Here is a 19,108-nt window from a genome sequence, read left to right as displayed (position 1 = left end):
GCTTTCCTTAAGAGGGCCAATCGGCCCCAGAAAGGAAAGCCATGACGAAGCACATCATTTTCATTCAGGTCCAGGAACGGCCCGGGATCATCGAGGCGGAGGTCATTGAAGCCGCGACGATCGGCGAGCTGCGCGCCACTATCGAAGCGGTGGGCGTGGCGCTCGACGCCGAGACCCACATCTTCATCGACGAGGCGGAAGAGCCCCTGCTCGGCGAGCATCACCATGCGGTGCCGGAGCTCAAGCGTGGCATGCGCGTGCATGTCAGCCGCTGCAAGCGCATCAAGGCGACCGTCCATTATCTCGAACGGTCGGGCGAACATGAGTTTGCGCCCGGCGCGCGCGTGCGTGCGGTGAAGGCGTGGGCGGTGCATACCTTCAAGCTGACTCCGAAAGACGCGGCCGAGCACGTGCTCCAGATCTGCCAGTCCAGGAAGCGCCCTGCGGCGGACACGCCGTTGCACGAGCTGGTCGAAGGGCACGGCTGCTCCCTCTGCTTCGATCTCGTGCCGGAAAAGCGGGTCGAGGGCTGACATGAACGCACCGCTGCCTCCCGATCGCGTTCTTCTTGAGCTTGATCTGGTCGCACCGGAGTTCCGGTGCGGCGAGATCGAAGGCCGCTTTTGCCACGTATCGACGCAGTGGCCACACGTCGTGATCGCCGTCGCAGCTCCGCCGCGGCCCGGGGCGCCCCGGGAGTTCGGCTTCCGCTTCAACTGTTCGGGGTATCGCCGGACGCCGGTGACGGCGCAGCCCTGGGATATCGCGGCCAGCCGGCCGCTGCCGCCGGCGCGTTGGCCGACGGGGCTGCAATTTGTCTCGGCCGTGTTCCGGCCGGACTGGAAGCAGGGGCAGTGCCTCTATCTGCCGTGCGACCGCATGTCGATCGAGGGACATGACAACTGGCGCAACGAACACCCGAGCCGGCTCTGGCAACCGGATCGCGGGATCATCTGTTACCTGGAGCAACTCAATGGCCTTTTCTTTGAAAGCGATTATTCGGGCATTCGCGGCGCCTAGCCACCGGCTGCGGTGTTCACCGCAGCTCTGGCGCGGGATCGTTTCCGAACTTGAACGCCGCGGCGAAGGTCGCCACGAAGCCGGTGCGTTCCTTCTGGGCGTCGACGACCGGGGCCGGAAGGAAGTGCGGGAGGTGGTTTACTACGATGATCTTGACGCTCACGCCTACGACACCGGCGTCTGCGTGCTGCACGGCGACGCATTCGCACGGCTTTGGTCCCTTTGCCGTGAGAAGAAACTGACGGTGGTCGGGGATGCGCACACCCATCCGGGCGCGGCGTTCCAGAGCCAGTCCGATCGTATGAACCCGATGGTCGCGCGCGCAGGCCATATCGCGATCATCGTGCCTGAGTTCGCGCGCTGGCCGATCCGGCCGGGCAAGCTCGGCGTCTACGAATACGTCGGTGACCACACCTGGCACGACCGGGGTGGCCTTGTGGCATCGCGGTATTTCTACCGCGGCTTCTGGGCATAATGGAGGAATACGATGCTTGACGCCTCAACCCTTCATCGCGGCGCGAAATACTTCATGGACAGCGGTCGCGCTGCCACACACGACGAAGCCATGGCGATGCTGCGAAGCTTCGGCCTCACCATCCAGGTCGACGCGTCGATCGCGTCGTCGCACGAGGAGCAGATCGCGTTGCTGACGCTCGTCAATGTCGCACGAAGAAGTTTTCTTGGCGGCGTCGAGGTCGTCGGCCTGCCGGACGCCAAGCCGCTGACGCGCTTGACGCGGGCTCGTTCGCTCGGCCGAGCCGTCGCCGACTACAAGGGGCGCGTCGTAACACAGGCCAACCCTGCATGGCCGGTGGCCATCATTGGCCGTAGATCGAAGCCGGAGACAGAGCGTCCCGCCTGGCGGCTCCGGTGGTCGGGTTGGCGCGGCGGGGTTGTGCCGGCGGATGCGGGCGACACAGAGCCGAACCATGCCGCGATTGCGTTGGCACCCGTGCTGGCGGCGGCATGCTGCGCCGCCGAGGCCTTCGCCTGGCACGCCAAGGACCACGTGATGGCCGGCCATCGGCCCCTGGGCCTTTCGCTGTGGAATCCCGGTGCCGATTGGCTGGAAGCGGACGGTTCGGAGCCGGCTCTTGCTTGGCTCCCGTCGTCGCTTTGGCTTATTGGCCTTGGCAATCTTGGGCAGGCCTTTGCCTGGGTGTTGGCGGCGCTTCCTTACGCCGACCCCAAGATGGTGAAGCTACTCTTGCAGGACGACGACCGGCTCGCAAGGTCGAACGACAGCACGTCGTTGCTGTCCTTCGTCGGCGACGTCGGCCATCGCAAAGCGCGCAAGATCGGTGCATGGCTCGATGCCCGCGGGTTCGACACCTACTTGCTGGAGAGCCGCTTTGGAAAGTGGACCACGCGCACGATTGAGGATCCGGCCGTGACCCTGTGCGGGGTCGACAATCCGATCGCGCGTGCCGCGCTCGACTATCCGGGCTTTGGGCTGGTGGTTGAAGCGGGTCTCGGTGCGGGACCGGAGGCCTTCCGCAGCCTGTCGGTACACACCTTCCCGGCGTCGCGTCGAGCCGAAGATATTTGGTCCAAGGATATTGGCGCGGCGACGGCAAATGTCGAAGATATGCCGGCCTACAGGGCTATGAAGAAGGCCGGTGCGGACGCGTGCGGTCTAACCCAGCTTGCGTCGCGGACCGTCGGCGTCCCGTTCGTGGGGCTGATCGCTGGAGTCTTGGTGATCGCTGAACTCCTGCGGCGGCTTCACGGCGGCATCGCGCTCGAGCTGGCGGCTGGATCGGCCTCGGCGCTGGAGGCCTTCGAGACCGTAGCGACGCAGGTCGATCCGTATGCCTTCGGGCATGTGCCTGTCGCAATGTAGGGACTTGAACGACGGGTAGCCGGGCTCTTGAGGGAGTTGAACCGCGAGCGCTCGCTTAATCTCTTGAGCTGTGCCGCCGCTTTCTATCTCCAATTGACGACATCGAATGGCTTTTCTAGCTTCGCACCATGTTCGAAATCACCGGCGATGATATTGCGGCTTTGAACGACACGGACCTGCGCACACTCGTGGGTCGCCTGTGTGAAGCCGAGTTGCGCCGAGGAGGCCTTCCGGTCTCCGCGGTAACCTACGGCGGAAATCAAACTGCCAAGGATGGCGGCTTGGATGTTCGGGTGGCGGCACCAGCCGGATCGACCGTTGGCGGCTTCATTCCCAAGGCCCAGACCGGGTTTCAGGTAAAGGCCCAGGATATGGCGCGAGGCGATATTCTCAATGAGATGAAACCTAAGCCTGGGAAGGCGCTGCGCCCCTCGATTATTGAGCTGGCCGACATGGACGGGGCCTACGTCATTGTCAGCTCCAAGGGGTCGGTGACGGACAATGCCTTGACCGACCGCCGGGACGCGATGGTAGATGCACTTGCCGGCACATCCGCCACGGGGAAGCTATTTCTTGATTTCTACGACCGCGACCGCATGGCGACCTGGGTTCGTGACCACGCCGGCGTTATCCCATGGGTACGCGCGAAAGTCGGCAAGGCCGTGCCGGGATGGAAGTCATTCGGGTCATGGTCACTTGCGCCTGAGGGTGCTGAGAGCAGCTACCTCTTCGACGCGCACGCGCGTATTCGTACAGGCGACAAAGATGAAGGCGATGGCATCTCCGCCATCGACGGCATCAACAAGATCCGCGAGGTGTTGTCTAGACCAGGGCGCGTAGTCCGGCTGGCCGGCTTGTCGGGCGTGGGTAAGACCCGTTTGGCAGAGGCGTTGTTCGATCCATCGGTGGGAGATACCGCTCTCGATCCGTCCCTCGCGATCTACACTAACGTCGCCGACGAGCCGAATCCACCGCCGGTTGGCTTGGCATCGGACCTGAATGCCAATGAGACCCGTGCGATCCTCGTGGTCGACAACTGCCCGCCGGAGCTGCACCGAACGCTCTCGGAAGCGACGCGCGCGCAGGGATCTTCCATCAGCGTCATTACGATCGAATACGACATTCGCGACGACCAGCCTGAAGGCACCGATGTATTCCGCCTCGACACCTCGTCAATCGAGTTGATCGAAAAGCTTGTTGTGCGGCGTTATCCCGACCTCTCCCAGGTCGATGCGCGTACCATTGCCGTGTTTTCCGATGGCAACGCGCGCGTCGCGCTTGCACTCGCCTCGCGTATCGAAAAGACCGAGCGTGTCTCTGAGTTAAGCGATGAAGAGCTGTTCAAGCGCCTGTTCCAGCAGCGCCATGACCCCGATCCATCGCTGCTGCTGATCGCGCAAGCATGTTCGTTGGTCTATTCGTTCGATGGTGAAGCTCTGGATGACGACAAAGCCGAGCTTCCTATCCTCGGGCAATTAGTTGGCAAAACCGCCGAGGAGGTCTATCGGGGTGTTGCCCAGTTGCTTGACCGCGACCTTGTTCAGGCGCGTGCACAATGGCGCGCGATTCTGCCGCACGCCATTGCGAACCGCCTTGCCAAAATGGCGCTTCAAAGCTTTCCGCAGGCCCGGGTGACGTCGCTGCTGGTCGATCATGCGTCCGAGCGCTTGCTGCGGTCGTTCTCGAGGCGGCTCGGTTATCTCGATGACAGCAAGCCGGCAAAGGCCATCGTGGAAGGCTGGTTGGCACCGGGCGGGCTTCTCGGCGACGTGAGCGACCTCAATGAACTCGGTCGCGCTATTTTCGCAAATATCGCGCCTGTCGCGCCCGAGGCCGTTCTAACGGCGATCGAACGTACGGTCGCGTCAGGCGATGAGGAGACGCTTAATCGCTGCAAGCATTTTGTGCGTTTGTTGCGGTCGTTGGCGTACGAGCCAAGGTTCTTTGAACGCGCAATCGCTGTTTTGACGAGGTTCGCGGCCCTCAACCCCGACAGCGAAAACGAGAGCGACGCCAACCGGGTAGTCGCGTCATTGTTTTGTATCGTTCTGTCCGGAACCCACGCGCCAATCGATATGCGGATTAAAGTCGCTCGGGAGCTTTTGTCATCCCCCGATGAGAAGGAGCGCGTAGTTGGCGTCGCAGCCTTGGAGGCGTTGCTAAAAACCGATCATTTCATGTCGAGCTATGATTTTGATTTCGGAGCTCGTTCGCGGGATCACGGTTATCATCCGGCCAATGGCGGGGAAGTCCGGTCCTGGTTTGATGCAACGCTGAAGTTGGTGCGCAGCGTGGCTCTCTCAAACAGTCCCGTTGCACCAGCCATCAAGAAGGCGTTTACGCAAGAGTTTCGGGATCTGTGGAGCCGTTCGGGGCGGGCGGAGCAGCTTGATCATCTCGCCCGCGACATCGCTGGCGCAACGTTCTGGCGCGATGGATGGGTCGCGGCGCGTGAGGCGCGCCGGTTGGACGGGAGCGCCATGACGCCCGAGCTTCGAAAGCGGCTCACGGATCTCGAGGAATTTCTTCGCCCGAAGGACCTTGTTAACCGGGTGCGAGGCCTCGTTTGCGGGCAACGCGGAGGGGCACTCGATCTCGAAGATTTCGAGGATGAGGAAGACGATGAAGCGTCTGGCGCCCAAGGCGCGGCCGTTAGTCCTCGCAAACCCCGAGAGAGCTATGAAGCGCGGGCGGCGCGCGCGGCCAAGGCGATCAGGGAACTGGCTCACGATGTTGCCGCGGATGAAGATGCATTTCATACCCTTCTGCCGGAGCTCATGAACGGCAACGATAAGGAGCGGATGTTTGGTGCGGCCCTTGCCGAGGACGCGGAAAACCCGCGAGCGATGTGGGATCAGGTGGTCAAGCAGTATGGAGGGATGAAGGACGCGCGGCTGACTCTGGTCGGAGGATTCTTGCAGGGCCTGTTGAAGCGCGATGAAGCGCTTGGGAACGTCATTCTTGACGAAGTGCTATCGAGCCCAACGCTCGGTGCGTCCTTTCCCTTGCTCCAAGCGTCGGCGCCGATCAATGGGGCTGCCCTTGGCCGCCTGCATAAATCCCTCGAGCTCGGCCAAGCTCCGATTGAAGCATTCACCAGCCTAGCCTATGGCCGCGCGTGCGAAAACGTTCCCGGGCCTGAGTTCCGAGATTTGCTGCTTGCCATATCGCGTCGGCCGGACGGCATCCTCGTTGCGTTGGAAATCATTTCCATGCGGCTCCATTCTGATGCCGAAGCAAAGCGACCGCCGGCGAGCGAGGTGCGCGAGGCAGGCCGTCTTATCCTTCAAAAATTCGAATTCCATCCGGTAAAGGGCCGGGCTCGCCGCGAAGATCAAGAGCTCGGCGTGGTGGTGCGGGGTACCCTCGGCGGACCTGAAGGCGCCCGCGTCGCGCGGGAACTGAGCCGCAAGTTGATCGCCGCCGTAACAAGCCGCGATTTCCGCGCCTACGACAATGATGATTTGATGAACGCACTGTTGCGGGTGCATTCGATGGAAGTGTTTGATGAACTCTTCTCCGGTACGGCCACGGAGATCAAGCGGAGTGTCGGCTTCTTTCAGAACCTCTCGCGCCACCGCCAGAATATTTTTGACGGCGTTACCGACGAGGCCATCCTGCAGTGGTGTGATCGCGAGCCGTTGTTGCGCTATCCGCTCATGGCCTCCGTGGCAATCCTCTTCAGCGGTAACGATGAGAACGCCGCGACGGAGTGGCGGCCCCTTGTTGGTGAATTGCTCAAGAAAGCCCCCGATCCCACATTGGTTATGAATGAAATCGTGCAGCGCCTCTACCCGTCCATGTGGAGTGGATCGCTTGCGACCGTGTTGGAGAAACGGCAAAAACTGCTCAATACCTTGCCGGGCGCAACCACCCCAGCGCTAGCCGCTATTGTTCGAGCCGCAAACGCGCGGGTCCAAAAAACCATCGACGCTGAGCGATTGATCGAGCGGGACGAGGACAGGGATCGTAACAACCGCTTCGAGTAGGCGAAGAAAGAGCGTTGTATCACCAGCACAGCTTAATGGGGCTTGTCGCTTAGGGATGTACTGGACAGGCCGATAGTTCAGCTCTCGGTCTAAGTAGCACATAACCATTGACGATAGGGCTCCCGGCTTTAGCTCGGCAAGCGGTGTTCTGCGTTCCAAGGTCGGGAATAGTGCGCGCATAGGTGGCCCGAGGGGAGTCCGGGAGTTCTACCCGTCACCGGCTCCAAATTGGAGGTCTGGGAGCCTTGATTGAACTAAAAGGGGTGGCGCGTTGACTTGCAGGCCGGTTGTCGGCAATGCATTATGCACGTGAAATCAAGGGGCATCGCTGTTCTGAGGGGCCGAACTCGGCAATTTCGCGCAGAACGAGGCGGCATGCCTGACCGACCAGTTGTGGTGGTAGTTCGGGATATGGCAGCGTTCGGAGCAAATAAGCAAACTTCGTTTCGTTCTGATGAGACCGCGCCCGGTCAGTACGGTGCGGCCGTCGCCGATCTGGTGCGGGAAGGCGTTCGCAAAGCGCGGGAGAAGCTGATCGATCTCAGCATGCGTAATACCATGCTGAACTTTCGGCACTCAGAAACTTCGGCGAAGCACGTCCGCATCGTCGACGAGGACTTGGAGCTCCTGGTGGGGGCGCTCGCCTCCCGCAAGTCGCTCGACATCATTCCGATCCCACCTGTGGAGCAAGTCCCGCGGGACGAAGAGACCGACGGATTCCGGGCTGCGCTAAAACTCGCCAAGAAAGCCGATCCCGAATGGTTGGCGGCCGAGGACGCGCGCCGTGCCGCTGGTAATCGGCGTCGTTCGAAGGACAAGGCGGCCGAAAGGGCGCTCCGCGACCGGTTGCGTACTCAGCTCGGAATGCCGGAGTGGCGGGTCGCGACCGATCCGCGTTCTCGGGCTCGCGAGCTTGGGATCGATCCGTCATATGACCTCTCGCCATCGAAGGGCGCGAGCCGAGGGCACCATGCTGACAATTCGCTGCAGACCCTCTTCTTTCCGGACCGCCTCGAACCGAAGCTTTCAAGCGTTCATAGCGCGGCGCGGGCCCTTCAGGAAGACGCCGGTCTCAGCGCCCTCTATATCGCCGTCGGCTTTCTCGAGTGGTATGAACAGGACGATTCCGTCGATCCGGCCTACGCACCTCTCGTATTGTTGCCCGTCAACATGGAGAAGCGCATAGCGAGTGGCGAGTACATCTACTCGATCATGGGGCGGGACGACGACGAAGCCAGCAACGTCGCCCTTCGCGAAAAGCTGAAGCGTTTTGCAATCGATCTTCCAGAATACGATCCGGAGTCGGGGGTAGAAGCGTATCTCTCCGGCGTCGAAGGGTGCCTCAACAATAAGCCTCGATGGAAGGTGCGACGTTTCGCGACCATAGGCCTCTTCTCATTCGCCCGCCAGGCGATGTGGAGCGATCTCGATTCGGCTCGATGGCCGGCAGATGCTCGTCCGGAAGCGCACGCGCTACTAGGGCACGTGTATGGCGACGTTGCAGGCGAACACACCGACAACGTCGCGCCGGTCTACGACGTCGATCAGCCGGAGCTCGAGCGGCAAGCGCCGGCACTGGTGATCGAAGCGGATGCCTCGCAGCTCAGTGCGGTCATCGACGCCACGGCCGGAAAGAATCTCGTGGTTCAGGGACCGCCGGGCACCGGTAAATCCCAAGCGATCACCAACATCATCGCGAACGCCTTGTGGCACGGGAAGACGATCCTGTTCGTCTCCGAAAAGATGGCCGCGCTGAAGGTGGTTAAGGATCGGCTCGATCACATGGGCCTTGGTCTTTATTGTTTGGAAGTGCACTCGGCTAAGGCCTCGAAGGCTTCGGTGCTCAAGTCGATACGCGAGCGGATGGAAACTCCGCGTGGCGCCGCAAACGTCAAAGAGGCGGAAGGCGCCCGCGAAGCACTCCGACAGGCGCGAGAACGCCTTACTGAGTATGCGGGCTTGATGAATAGCCCAGCGGGCTCCACCGGCCTTAGCGTGCATCAGGTTCTTTGGGGCGATTTCACCAGGGCCGCACCAGATCCGGCGCCGCCAAAGCTAACGTTGGAATTTCGATTTCAGAATCCATTGGATATCGACCGCTTCAAGCTCGGTGAGTTGGTCGGAACTGGCAAGGCTTTAGACGACTGGGCGGCTTCCATGGGGGATGCTGCCGACCCGGCGCATCAGCCATGGCGCGGTGTTGGCAATCTCAATCTGAACCGGTTTGATCGTGCCAAGGCGGTCGAAGTCGTTGCGGGTTGGTCGGAGGCGCTGAAGCGGCTTCTCCAGAATATGGAGTTGCTCTCTGCAACGAGCTCGTGGGAGGAACTTAGCTCCCCAGCGGAGGCGTTCGCCGCGGCGGCTGTTATTTTGGGCTTGCCCGAGGCAGGACCGGAGGTCGAGGAGAGACTCCTTGCCCTCGCAACCGGCGAAGCGGCTCGAAAATCCCTCGATGAGTGGGCCTTCGGCAACAAATGGCAACCGACATCATGGCGACGAACGCCTGCGCTACGCTGGCGGGGAGATCGGAATTGGAGTGTGCCGGAAGTGTTCTGGCTACCACCCGCTTTGTCGGAAAAGTTCAAGCGAGCGAGCTCCCGCCATCGGTGAAGCGCTATCTTCTGCAAGAAGGCTACGCCGACCGGCTGTCCGGGTTGAAGCAAGTCGCACGAATTCTGAAGATCGCTATCGACGAAGTCGATGGGGCCGCTCGGAAGGCGGACGAACTTCTCATGCTGCGGCCTGAAGAATGGTGTGGTGGGCCACAGGATGCGGCGCCAATCCGCTTGCAGTTGCAGAAGTGCGAACGGGCGTCCCAAGCCCCCGATGCTCTCGAAAAGCAGATCACGCTCCTATCGATGGAGTTCGAAGCCGCCAACCTCGGATTGAGCGATCTCGTCCGATGCTGGCCCGCGGCGGGGCTTCGGTACGCTGGCGTCGCGCAGGCCGTCGAAGCCGCGTTCTATCGCTCGGTTGCGGAGAAGCTCATGCGGGAACATCCGGTGTTGACGCGGCACGCGGGAAATACCCACGATCAGGTACGCAAACGCTTCCAAGACCTCGATCGCGAGATGCTGCAACTCAATCGCAAAGTGATCGCGGCCCAGCTTCATGCCCGTCCGATTCCGCCCGGCCGACGTGCGGGTTCTACGCGCGACTACACTGAGAACGAGATGCTCACGCATCAGACCGGCCTGCAACAGCCTCGGATCGCGTTGCGTCGGCTATTCTCCAACGCGGGGAATGCGATTCGCGCTTATACTCCGTGCGTGATGATGAGCCCGATGTCGGTTGCACAATATCTCGAACCGGGTCGTCATAAGTTCGACCTGCTCGTGATCGACGAGGCCTCCCAGATGCGACCGGAGGACGCGCTCGGTGCGATGCTACGTTGCGATCAGGCGGTGATCGTGGGAGATCCGGAATAGTTGCCGCCAACGGACTTCTTCAGTACCTCCGTCGATGCGAACGATGAAAAGGCGGAAGACGCGCCGGAGGAATCCATCCTCGAGCTCGGCCGCCGATGCTGGCACCCGATGCGTATGCTCGAAGTCCACTATCGCTCACGTCATCAGAGCCTGATCGCCTATTCGAACCGCGAGTTCTACGGGGAGCGGTTGTTGGTTTACCCGAGTCCAGTCCTCGAGGACCCGGATTTCGGCGTGTCCTGCAGAAAGGTCGAAGGAGCCTACGAAGTCGGGCAGGGCCGCAATCTGGAAGAGGCGCGTGCAGTTGTCGAAGAGGCGGCCGGACTGATGCGTGCGCGTGCCGATCGTTCGATTGGCATCGTCGCGATGAACCAGGCTCAGCGGGACCTCATTGAAACGCTCATGGACGAACGTGCAGCCGCGGATCCCGATATTCAGGCATATCGCGAAAGATGGGATGATAATCTCGAGGACTTCTTCGTCAAGAACCTGGAGAACGTCCAGGGAGACGAGCGCGACATCATCCTGATCTCGACGGTCTATGGTCCGACGGCGGAGGGAGTGTTCCATCAGAATTTTGGTCCCCTTAATCGTGCCTACGGCCATAGACGTCTGAACGTACTTTTCACCCGTGCGAAACGTAAGCTGACCGTATTCACTTCGCTCGACCATGCGCGCATCGTCGCCGATGGAAGCCGACGTGGGGTGCGGGTACTCAAGGAGTTCCTCGAATATGCAAGTCGCGGTTCGTTTACGCCTGGACGACGATCCGGGGAAGAGCCGGACAGCGATTTCGAGCGATGGTTCCTGTTCCGACTAAAATCGGCGAATTATGAAGCTCATCCGCAGGTAGGCGTGGCGAAATATCGGATCGATATCGGCGTGGTGCATCCCGACAAGCCGGGGAGCTATATCCTCGGCGTGGAATGCGATGGAGCGACATACCATTCGTCGAAATCTGCGCGCGATCGCGATCGATTGAGGCAGGACGTGCTCGAAGGTCTGAACTGGCGCATCTACCGGGTTTGGTCGACGGATTGGTATCGTGACCCAGAAAGGGAATTCGCGCGGCTTGTCGACCGGATCGAAATGCTGCGTGCCCTGCAATAGCTCCGGATTTCAGGTGGCATCGGACTGCTTGTTTTGATTCATTGAAGTGTGGTCCTGTTCAGATGAACTTGCTTGCCGTTACTTCCGCCTCCAGTCGTCGCCGGTTAGAGGGCGCACGCGCTTGGCTTGAGGCGCGCGAGCCAGATGAGGAACTCCTCGTAGTTGGCGCCACGGTCGACGCCGCCAATGAACTCGCGCGCCAGGTTGTGTCTCGAAAGGGCGCGGCTTTCGGTTGGCATCGGATCGGTCTCTCGCAACTCGTCTCCATCGTGGCGGCCCGAGAGCTCGCGCACCGCGGGGTCGTGCCGCTCACCAGAATCGGGGCGGACGCGATCACAACGCGGTTGATCCATCGTCTGAGGGGCGAGCGCAAGCTCGGCCGGTACGCTTCCGTGAGCGAAACGCCCGGCTTTCCGCGAGCGATAGCCGGCGTGATAGCGGAGTTGCGCTTGGCCGGCGTCCGCTCGGGCGAGCTCAATGCAGCCGCTCCGGATTTGGCGCCGATCGTTCGCGAATATGAGCACGAATTGGCGGAAGGTGACTTCATCGATTGGTCCGGCACTCTCGCGCTCGCGACGAGTGCGATCGCTGGACAGGATAGGCATCGACTCGTCGGGCTGCCGACGCTGCTGCTCGACGTCGCGATACGAAACGAGGCGGAATTCGGATTCCTTTCCGCATTCATCTCGGCCGCGCGGGAAACGCTGGCAACGGTACCTGCAGGCGATATGGAAACTCTGCATCAATTTCGCGATCGATTGGGCTTCAAAGTCAACGATCTGGATCTGTCTGCTGGCGAACCGAACGATGCTCTGGCGCGGCTCCAACGTCATCTCTTCAACGAGCATGAGAAGCCGCCCGAGATCGAGAGTGGCGATCAGATCGAGATTTTCTCGGCGCCGGGAGAGGGGCGCGAATGCGTCGAGATCGCGCGCCGCATTCTACTGCTTGCTCGGGACGGTCTTCCGTTCGATCGGATGGCCGTTCTATTGCGGTCGGCCGATCTCTATCGTTCGCATCTCGCGGAGGCGTTTTCGCGGTCAGGGATTCCCGTTCACTTTGCGCGCGGAGCCGTGAGGCCGGAGCCCGCCGGGCGAGCCTTTTGCTGTTTGCTCGATTGTGCCAGCGAAGGCCTTTCGGCGGGAAGATTCGCCGAATACCTTTCGCTAGGCCAGGTGCCCGATGCGGTCGCGGGTGAACCTCCCGAGGCGCCGCTCCAGGGCGATCTGTGGGTCGCGCCCGACGCCGAGACCGCTCCCATCTCGACGATAGCTGGCACGAGCGACTCAACGACGGTGCCAGCGCAGAGCCGAGCTGTCTCGGAACCGTCGGACCGGCCCGTGCGGGATGGGCATCTCAGAGCGCCACGGCGATGGGAACGGCTGCTCGTGGAGGCCGCGGTAATAGGTGGCAGCGATCGTTGGCGGAGGCGACTTGACGGCCTCGCGAATGATCTACGCCGTAGACTCGATGCGACTGAAGGACAGGAGGACGCGCAAGCCGCTGCGATCTCCCGTGAGTTGGACGACCTCACAGCGTTTTCCTGCTTTGCCCTCCCGCTCATCGATGAACTTGAAAACCTGCCGATCTCCGCGACTTGGCGAGAATGGCTCGACCGTTTGAGCGCCCTCGCGGCTCGAAGCCTCAGGCGGCCGCAGCGCGTGCTCGCCGTGCTGGCAGAGCTACAGCCGATGGCGTCGGTGGGGCCGGTGACGTTAGACGAGATTCTTGCCGTTCTCAGAAGCCTTCTGTTGGAGGCGGCTGAGCCGCCGTCTTCGCAGCGGCACGGAAAGCTCTTTGTTGGAACTATCGAATCGGCCCGAGGACTGAGCTTCGAGGCGGTTTTCGTCCCGGGCTTGGCGGAAAAGATGTTTCCCAAGAAAATCGTCGAGGAGCCGATCCTGCTCGACGTCGTCCGCGCGCGGCTCGGCAGCGGTCTGGCGACCAATCGGTCCCGACTCGACCAGGAGCGGCTTGCGCTGGCGCTTGCCGTGGGCGCCGCCGAACGGCGCATGTTTTTCTCCTACCCACGCGTCGATCTCGATCAATCGCGTCCGCGTGTTCCCTCCTTCTACGCGCTGGAAGCTGTGAGATCGGCGGAGGGCAGGCTTCCGGATTTCGCGGAACTCACGCGCCGAGCGGAGACGGTTGCTGCGAGCCGGCTCGGTTGGCCGGCACCGGACGATCCGAACGAGGCAATCGACGACGCGGAGCACGATCTCGCGGTCCTCGGCGGGCTGATGGGTCTGACGGACGGGGGCGCGGGCCGCGCGCGCTATCTCTTGGGGGCTAATCCGTATCTCGCCCGAGCCTTGCGCAATCGCTATCAGCGTTGGAATCGGGGCTGGACGGTCGCGGACGGGCTACTCAGTTCCTCGGCCGATGTCCGATCTCTGATGGCCAAGCACGCGCTCAACGCTCGTGGATATTCGCCGACTGCGCTGCAGACCTTCTCGCGCTGCCCATACAGCTTCTTTCTTCACGCCATTCAGAGAATCGCACCTCGTGATATCGCATTTGCGATCGACGATCTTGATCCGCTCCAGCGTGGCTCCCTGATCCATGACGTCCAATTCGCCTTGTTCGCCCGCTTGACTGCGGAGAGGCTATTGCCCGTACGCCCGGGCAATCTCGAACGGGCGGGAGCCTTGCTCGAAGAGGTCATGGTAGGGGTGACCGATCGCTACGAGGACGAGTTAGCGCCGGCCATCGATCAGGTTTGGCAGAATGCCGTGACCGAAATCCGGGCCGATCTCCGCGAGTGGCTGCGGCGGATGAGCGAGGATACGTCAGGCTTCGTTCCGAAGCATTTCGAACTCTCGTTCGGGCTCGCTCGGCGTGCCGACCGGGGCGAGGCAGACCCGAAATCGGTATCGGACGCTGTTCTGCTGGACTGCGGCATACGGCTTCGCGGCTCGATCGATCTCGTGGAGCGCCATCCGAGCGGCTTGCTCAGGGTCGTAGATCACAAGACCGGCAGGAACGCCGGGGTAGGCGAGGCGGTCATCGAGGGCGGGAAGTCATTGCAACCCGTCCTGTACGCGCTAGCTGCGGAGAAAATGTTCGAGGACGACAAGGTTTCCGAGGGCCGCCTGTACTTCTGCACGTCGGCAGGCCAGTTTTCTGAGCAAATCGTTGCTCTCGACCAGCGCGCGCGCGACGCTGCGCTCGATGTCGCGACCATCATCGGACGGGCCATCGAAAGGCCTTTCCTCCCGGCGGCGCCTGCTGAAGGGCAGTGCGGGCAGTGTGACTATCGGGCCGTTTGCGGTCCCTATGAGGAGATTCGCTCGGCACGAAAGCCTCAAAGCGACCTTGACACGCTGCAGACGCTGAGGGCTTGGGAATGACCGAACTAGTTGACGCGAAGGCGCGCGATCGGATTCTTAATGACTACGAAACGACCCTCTTCGTCGAAGCTGCGGCAGGGACGGGGAAGACGACAGTCTTGGTCGGCAGGATCGTTGGCCTGATCCGTAGCGGAAAAGGGACGTTGGCCCGCATCGTCGCGGTGACGTTTACGGAAAAGGCCGCGGGCGAAATGAAGCTGCGGCTTCGGCTCGAGCTCGAAAAGGCTCGGCTCCATGCCGACCCGGCGGAGCGGAATCGCCTCGATAAAGCACTCGAAGAGCTTGAGCTCGCACATATCGGGACGATCCATGCGTTCTGCGGGGACCTTTTGGGCGAGCGGCCGGTGGAGGCAGGCGTAGATCCTGCCTTCAAGATGCTCGATGACACGGCGGCCGAAGCGATCGCGGATCAGGCGTTCGAACGATGGCTGCAAAGGATCCTGGCGGATCCGCCGGAGGGCCCGAGGAGAATCCTGCGAAGGAGGTCCGGCAGCGAGCCTCCGCACGAGCAGCTCCGGACGGCGATGCACGCGCTGTGCAACCATCGTGATTTCGCGCAGGCTTGGCGGCGGGATGCGTTCGATCGCCAGAAGGCAATCGACGTTTTGCTCGACGAGTTGGCGGAAGTTGGCGAGCTGGCGTCCTTGAGCTCGTGGACGGACGACTATCTCACGCGCAATCTGGCTGAAATCGCTTCCTTCGTCAGGGAGGCGACGCGTCTCGAAGCTGTCCGCGGACGCGATTACGACGGACTCGAAGCGGATCTCCGCGACCTTGCCACGAACCGACGACGGTTCAAGGGTTGGGATTACAAGGGCGCACCGAGGACGACATTCGGACGTTTGTCCCGCGACGAGGTGCTGGCGCGCCGGGACGGTGTGCGGACTAAGCTCAAGGCGTTCGTAGCCTCGAGTGACGCCGATCTTGCTCCTCTGGTGCATGACGCCCTGCAAGAGGCGATCGTGGTCTATGAGTCCTTGAAGTCGAAGACGGGCTCTCTCGACTTCCTGGACCTACTCATCAAGATGCGCAATCTCGTCCGCGACGACGAGAAGGTCCGAAAGGAACTGCAGGGCCGCTTCTCTCACTTCTTCGTCGACGAGTTTCAAGACACCGATCCGCTTCAGGCGGAGATTCTTATGTTGCTTGCCGCTGACGATCACGCGGCAACGGATTGGCGGGCGGTCAAGCCGGTGCCCGGAAAGCTTTTTCTTGTCGGCGATCCGAAGCAGTCCATCTATCGGTTTCGACGCGCGGACGTCGCTCTGTACGCAGAAATCAAGAGGCTCCTGCTCGGTGTCGGCGCTGAATTGCTTCATCTGACTACGAGCTTTCGCGCGACGCCGTCGATTCAGGCATTCATCAACTCGGCGTTCGCGCCCGCCATCGCCGCAGATGAAGAGGCTGACGGGTACGTTGCGCTCGAACAAGCGCGAGCCGAGGTGAGCGGCCGCCCGACGATCGTTGCACTGCCTGCCCCACGACCCTACGGCGACTTCGGTAAAGTTACCGACTGGCGCATCAATGAATCCTTACCGGGCGCCGTGGGTGCTTTCGTTGATTGGTTAGTCAACGAAAGCGGGTGGACGGTCGAAGAGGCAGGCCAGGAAACCGCGATCCGACCTCGCCATATTGCCATTCTATTCCGCCGCTTCCGTAATTTCCGGACTGACGTGACGCGACCATATGTGCGCGAACTGGAAGCCCGACGCATACCCCACGTGCTGGTGGGCGGTCGGTCGTTCCATGACCGCGAGGAGGTCGTCGCGCTGCGAAATGCTGTCACAGCGATCGAATGGCCGGACGATGAACTCAAAGTGTTTGCGACTCTCCGGGGCCCCCTGTTCGCCTTGAGCGACGAGTCACTTCTTCTCTATCGCCAGTCAATCAACGAAGAAGGGAACCTGATAATTCGGCGGCTCGATCCAACGCGCGTTGCCGATCGCGCCACTCTCCGGCCGGCGGCGCTGGAGGTGGCCGACGCCCTTGATCTCCTTCGGCAACTTCATGCTGGCCGTAACAGCCGACCAATTGCGGAAACGTTGACGATGCTTTTGCAAGCAGTCCGGGCGCAGGCTGGCATTGCTCTTTGGCAGAATGGTGAACAGGCGCTCGCAAATTGCCAACGGCTGATAGACACAGCCCGGCGATTTGAGCGAACCGCGTCCTCGTTCCGCGCGTTCGTCGAGAGCATCGAAACCGACGCCGAGCGTGGTGGAGTTGACGAAGCTCCCATCGTAGAGGAGGGGACTGAAGGCGTTCGCGTAATGACCGTGTTCAAGGCTAAAGGATTGGAGTTTCCTGTCGTGATTCTTGGCGATCCAACCTGTCCCTCCTCGCGCGATCGCCCAAGCCGACACATTGATGCCAACCGTTCTATCTGGTTGGAGCAAATCTGCGGGGCATCGCCAGTCGAACTTTTGGAAGCTAGTGATCTCGAGCTGAAGCGTGATCGGGCTGAAGCTGTGCGCGTAGCTTACGTGGCTGCGACGCGGGCCCGCGATCTTCTAGTCGTCCCGACCTGCGGCGATGGACCGATCGATGGATGGTTCGAAAGCCTCAACCCTCTTTTGTATCCGGCGGATGCCACGCGCCGGAGATCACTTCCGGCGGCTGGATGCCCAATTTTCGGAGAAGAGAGCGTCCTCGACCGCGGTCCAAAGGGCAAACCGCCATTATCGGGATCGGTGAGGCCGGGCCTGCATCTGCGGGAGCCTGGTAACGTGCCGGTCACATGGTGGGACCCCGCTGCCCTCGGTCTCCAGACCGAAGAATTGGCGCCGCTTCGCCATCAGAGACTTCTGGAAGCGGATCCCGGCGAGATTGCTGCCACTGACAGCGTTCGGAGACATGATACCTGGAAGGCGCAACGTCTTACGATGTTGGCAGAAGCATCTCTGCCTACATTGCGGATGCGAACAATCACTTCGTTGGCTCAAGACGGGGAAGCACAAGAGCCGCACGCTGAGCCTGTCGAGGTGCACGTGGTGGCAAGGGATGGCACTGATCGTCCTGGGGGGCGACGCTTTGGAACACTCGTTCACGCTGTGCTGGCGTTGATCGACCTGCAGTCGTCCAGTGTTGACCTAGCGGCGGTTGCCGCTGTTCAGGGCAAGATAGTCGGCGCGACGAAGGAAGAGATCGACGCCGCGGTTGCGACTGTCTCTCGTGCCAAGACGCATCCGCTATTGCAACGAGCTGCGGCCGCGGCGAAAGTCGGCCGATTACGCCGGGAAATCCCGGTAATGCTATTGCAAGACGAAGTCCTCATCGAAGGGGTCGTTGACCTCGCTTTTCGAGAGGAACTGCCCGATTTCGCCGGATGGACCGTCGTGGACTTCAAGACGGATCGGGAGCTTTCTGAGGCCCGTGATCGTTACGTTCGGCAGGTGCAACTGTATTCGAGGGCCGTGAGTGCGTCGACCGGGTTGCCGGCTCGCGGCGTGTTGCTGGCGATTTGATCAGCGTGTTGCGCCCGAGGGAGTTACGCCTCAACTTTCAAGACCGAAATTTTTCCTCCGACGCGGCTGGATCTTCCTTCACGCCGCGGGCGACGGAGCGATCCATCCGGCAGCGGCCGCTGCAGTTTCAGCGCCGCCTCCGGAGGCGCCGTCATCCAGGCATCGACTTCTTCGGGCGTCATCAGGATCACCGGCATCGCCTTGGGGTGGATGGCGCCGACCTCTGCATTCGGCTCCGTCGTGAGGAACGCGTAGAGGTCGTTGGTTGTCTCGCCTTCCTTGACCTTCCGGACGGACGTCCAATTCGTCCAGATGCCGGCGAAGCAGGCGAGCGGACGGGTCTCGTCGAGCGCGAACCAGATATCGCCACCCTCGGCCTTGTTGAACTCGCTGAAGGAGTTGAACGGCACCACGCAGCGGTTTTCGACGCCGAGCCAGCGAGTCCAGTGCTTGCTCGTCACGTTGCGGATATTGGTCGTTCCGCTGTCCGGCTCCATTTTGAGCAATTCCTTAAAATCCACTTCCTTGCCTTTGCCCTGCAGCTTTACGGCTCGTTTCTTCGTGGCATCCATCAGCGCTTTTGACGATGATGGCATACCCCATCGCGCCGTAGCGAGTTCGCGGCCCTCGGCTCCGTTCCGCACGATCGGTGCCTTGTAGTCGGGAAATACGCCGGGCATCGGCGCCAGATTTCCAACGTATCGGTTCACGACGCGGAACAGCGCGGTGATCGCGGCTTGGTTGGTCGTGATCGAATAAAGATTGCAGATGTGGACGGCCCCCCACTTGTCAGGATGGTAGCAGACTTTTGACCTGATCGCTTGCTATCAGATGTCCGGCCTGTTTGCGCGGACAAAGTCCGCTGGCCAAGATGGTGTTCGCTACGCACGCTCCAAGCACATAGGCG

General features: G+C 61.4%; 11 protein-coding genes and 1 pseudogene. 10 read left to right on the top strand and 2 right to left on the bottom strand.

The window, feature by feature from the left end; all coding sequences use genetic code 11:
- The first annotated feature begins 41 nt into the window (after positions 1–41).
- The 8 genes from P6U28_RS39855 to P6U28_RS39820 all read left to right on the top strand — a co-directional run bounded on the left by P6U28_RS39855 (position 42) and on the right by P6U28_RS39820 (position 11,390).
- Positions 42–533, top strand: a complete 492-nt coding sequence (locus tag P6U28_RS39855) for a hypothetical protein (protein WP_407123442.1) — start codon at positions 42–44, stop codon at positions 531–533.
- Position 534: 1 nt separating this feature from the next.
- On the top strand, positions 535–1,020 hold the full coding sequence (locus P6U28_RS39850; RefSeq protein ID WP_407123441.1) for a hypothetical protein: 486 nt from the start codon (positions 535–537) through the stop codon (positions 1,018–1,020).
- Entirely contained in the window at positions 974–1,495 is a 522-nt protein-coding gene (locus tag P6U28_RS39845) for a hypothetical protein (RefSeq protein WP_407123440.1), read from the top strand. The genes P6U28_RS39850 and P6U28_RS39845 overlap by 47 nt, the downstream gene beginning before the upstream one ends.
- A gap of 12 nt (positions 1,496–1,507) precedes the next feature.
- A complete protein-coding gene (locus P6U28_RS39840) occupies positions 1,508–2,863 on the top strand; it encodes a hypothetical protein (protein WP_407123439.1) in 1,356 nt (451 codons plus the stop codon).
- A gap of 128 nt (positions 2,864–2,991) precedes the next feature.
- Positions 2,992–6,852 carry a hypothetical protein gene (locus P6U28_RS39835; protein ID WP_407123438.1) on the top strand — a complete coding sequence of 1,287 codons (3,861 nt, stop codon included), beginning with the start codon at positions 2,992–2,994 and terminating at the stop codon, positions 6,850–6,852.
- A 375-nt stretch (positions 6,853–7,227) separates the two neighbouring features.
- Entirely contained in the window at positions 7,228–9,462 is a 2,235-nt protein-coding gene (locus P6U28_RS39830) for a DUF4011 domain-containing protein (RefSeq protein WP_407123437.1), read from the top strand.
- Positions 9,459–10,280 carry a hypothetical protein gene (locus tag P6U28_RS39825; protein ID WP_407123436.1) on the top strand — a complete coding sequence of 274 codons (822 nt, stop codon included), beginning with the start codon at positions 9,459–9,461 and terminating at the stop codon, positions 10,278–10,280. The genes P6U28_RS39830 and P6U28_RS39825 overlap by 4 nt, the downstream gene beginning before the upstream one ends.
- Positions 10,281–11,390 (top strand): AAA domain-containing protein, encoded by a 1,110-nt coding sequence (locus tag P6U28_RS39820; protein WP_407123435.1) that lies wholly within the window; start codon positions 10,281–10,283, stop codon positions 11,388–11,390.
- A 104-nt stretch (positions 11,391–11,494) separates the two neighbouring features.
- Here the strand turns inward: P6U28_RS39820 and P6U28_RS39815 are convergent, their stop codons facing one another.
- Positions 11,495–11,683 (bottom strand): hypothetical protein, encoded by a 189-nt coding sequence (locus P6U28_RS39815; RefSeq protein WP_407123434.1) that lies wholly within the window; start codon positions 11,681–11,683, stop codon positions 11,495–11,497.
- A 156-nt stretch (positions 11,684–11,839) separates the two neighbouring features.
- Between P6U28_RS39815 and P6U28_RS39810 the strand changes: the two genes are divergently transcribed.
- Both P6U28_RS39810 and P6U28_RS39805 read left to right on the top strand, forming a co-directional pair.
- Complete coding sequence (locus tag P6U28_RS39810; protein WP_407123433.1) at positions 11,840–14,740, top strand: PD-(D/E)XK nuclease family protein; 2,901 nt, start codon at positions 11,840–11,842, stop codon at positions 14,738–14,740.
- On the top strand, positions 14,737–18,201 hold the full coding sequence (locus tag P6U28_RS39805) for a UvrD-helicase domain-containing protein (protein WP_407123432.1): 3,465 nt from the start codon (positions 14,737–14,739) through the stop codon (positions 18,199–18,201). The genes P6U28_RS39810 and P6U28_RS39805 overlap by 4 nt, the downstream gene beginning before the upstream one ends.
- A gap of 37 nt (positions 18,202–18,238) precedes the next feature.
- Here the strand turns inward: P6U28_RS39805 and P6U28_RS39800 are convergent.
- A pseudogene (locus tag P6U28_RS39800) lies at positions 18,239–18,971 on the bottom strand (SOS response-associated peptidase).
- Between the last annotated feature and the right edge of the window lie 137 nt (positions 18,972–19,108).

This window comes from Bradyrhizobium sp. STM 3561 (genome assembly GCF_045571455.1).
GTDB lineage: Bacteria > Pseudomonadota > Alphaproteobacteria > Rhizobiales > Xanthobacteraceae > Bradyrhizobium > Bradyrhizobium vignae.
Note: the sequence above shows the minus strand (reverse complement) of the source record. Positions and strands in the feature narration are given on the sequence as shown.

Coding starts and splice junctions, on each gene's coding strand:
- P6U28_RS39855 (WP_407123442.1), top strand. CDS start 42: ATGACGAAGCACATCATTTTCATTCAGGTCCAGGAACGGCCCGGGATC.
- P6U28_RS39850 (WP_407123441.1), top strand. CDS start 535: ATGAACGCACCGCTGCCTCCCGATCGCGTTCTTCTTGAGCTTGATCTG.
- P6U28_RS39845 (WP_407123440.1), top strand. CDS start 974: ATGGCCTTTTCTTTGAAAGCGATTATTCGGGCATTCGCGGCGCCTAGC.
- P6U28_RS39840 (WP_407123439.1), top strand. CDS start 1,508: ATGCTTGACGCCTCAACCCTTCATCGCGGCGCGAAATACTTCATGGAC.
- P6U28_RS39835 (WP_407123438.1), top strand. CDS start 2,992: ATGTTCGAAATCACCGGCGATGATATTGCGGCTTTGAACGACACGGAC.
- P6U28_RS39830 (WP_407123437.1), top strand. CDS start 7,228: ATGCCTGACCGACCAGTTGTGGTGGTAGTTCGGGATATGGCAGCGTTC.
- P6U28_RS39805 (WP_407123432.1), top strand. CDS start 14,737: ATGACCGAACTAGTTGACGCGAAGGCGCGCGATCGGATTCTTAATGAC.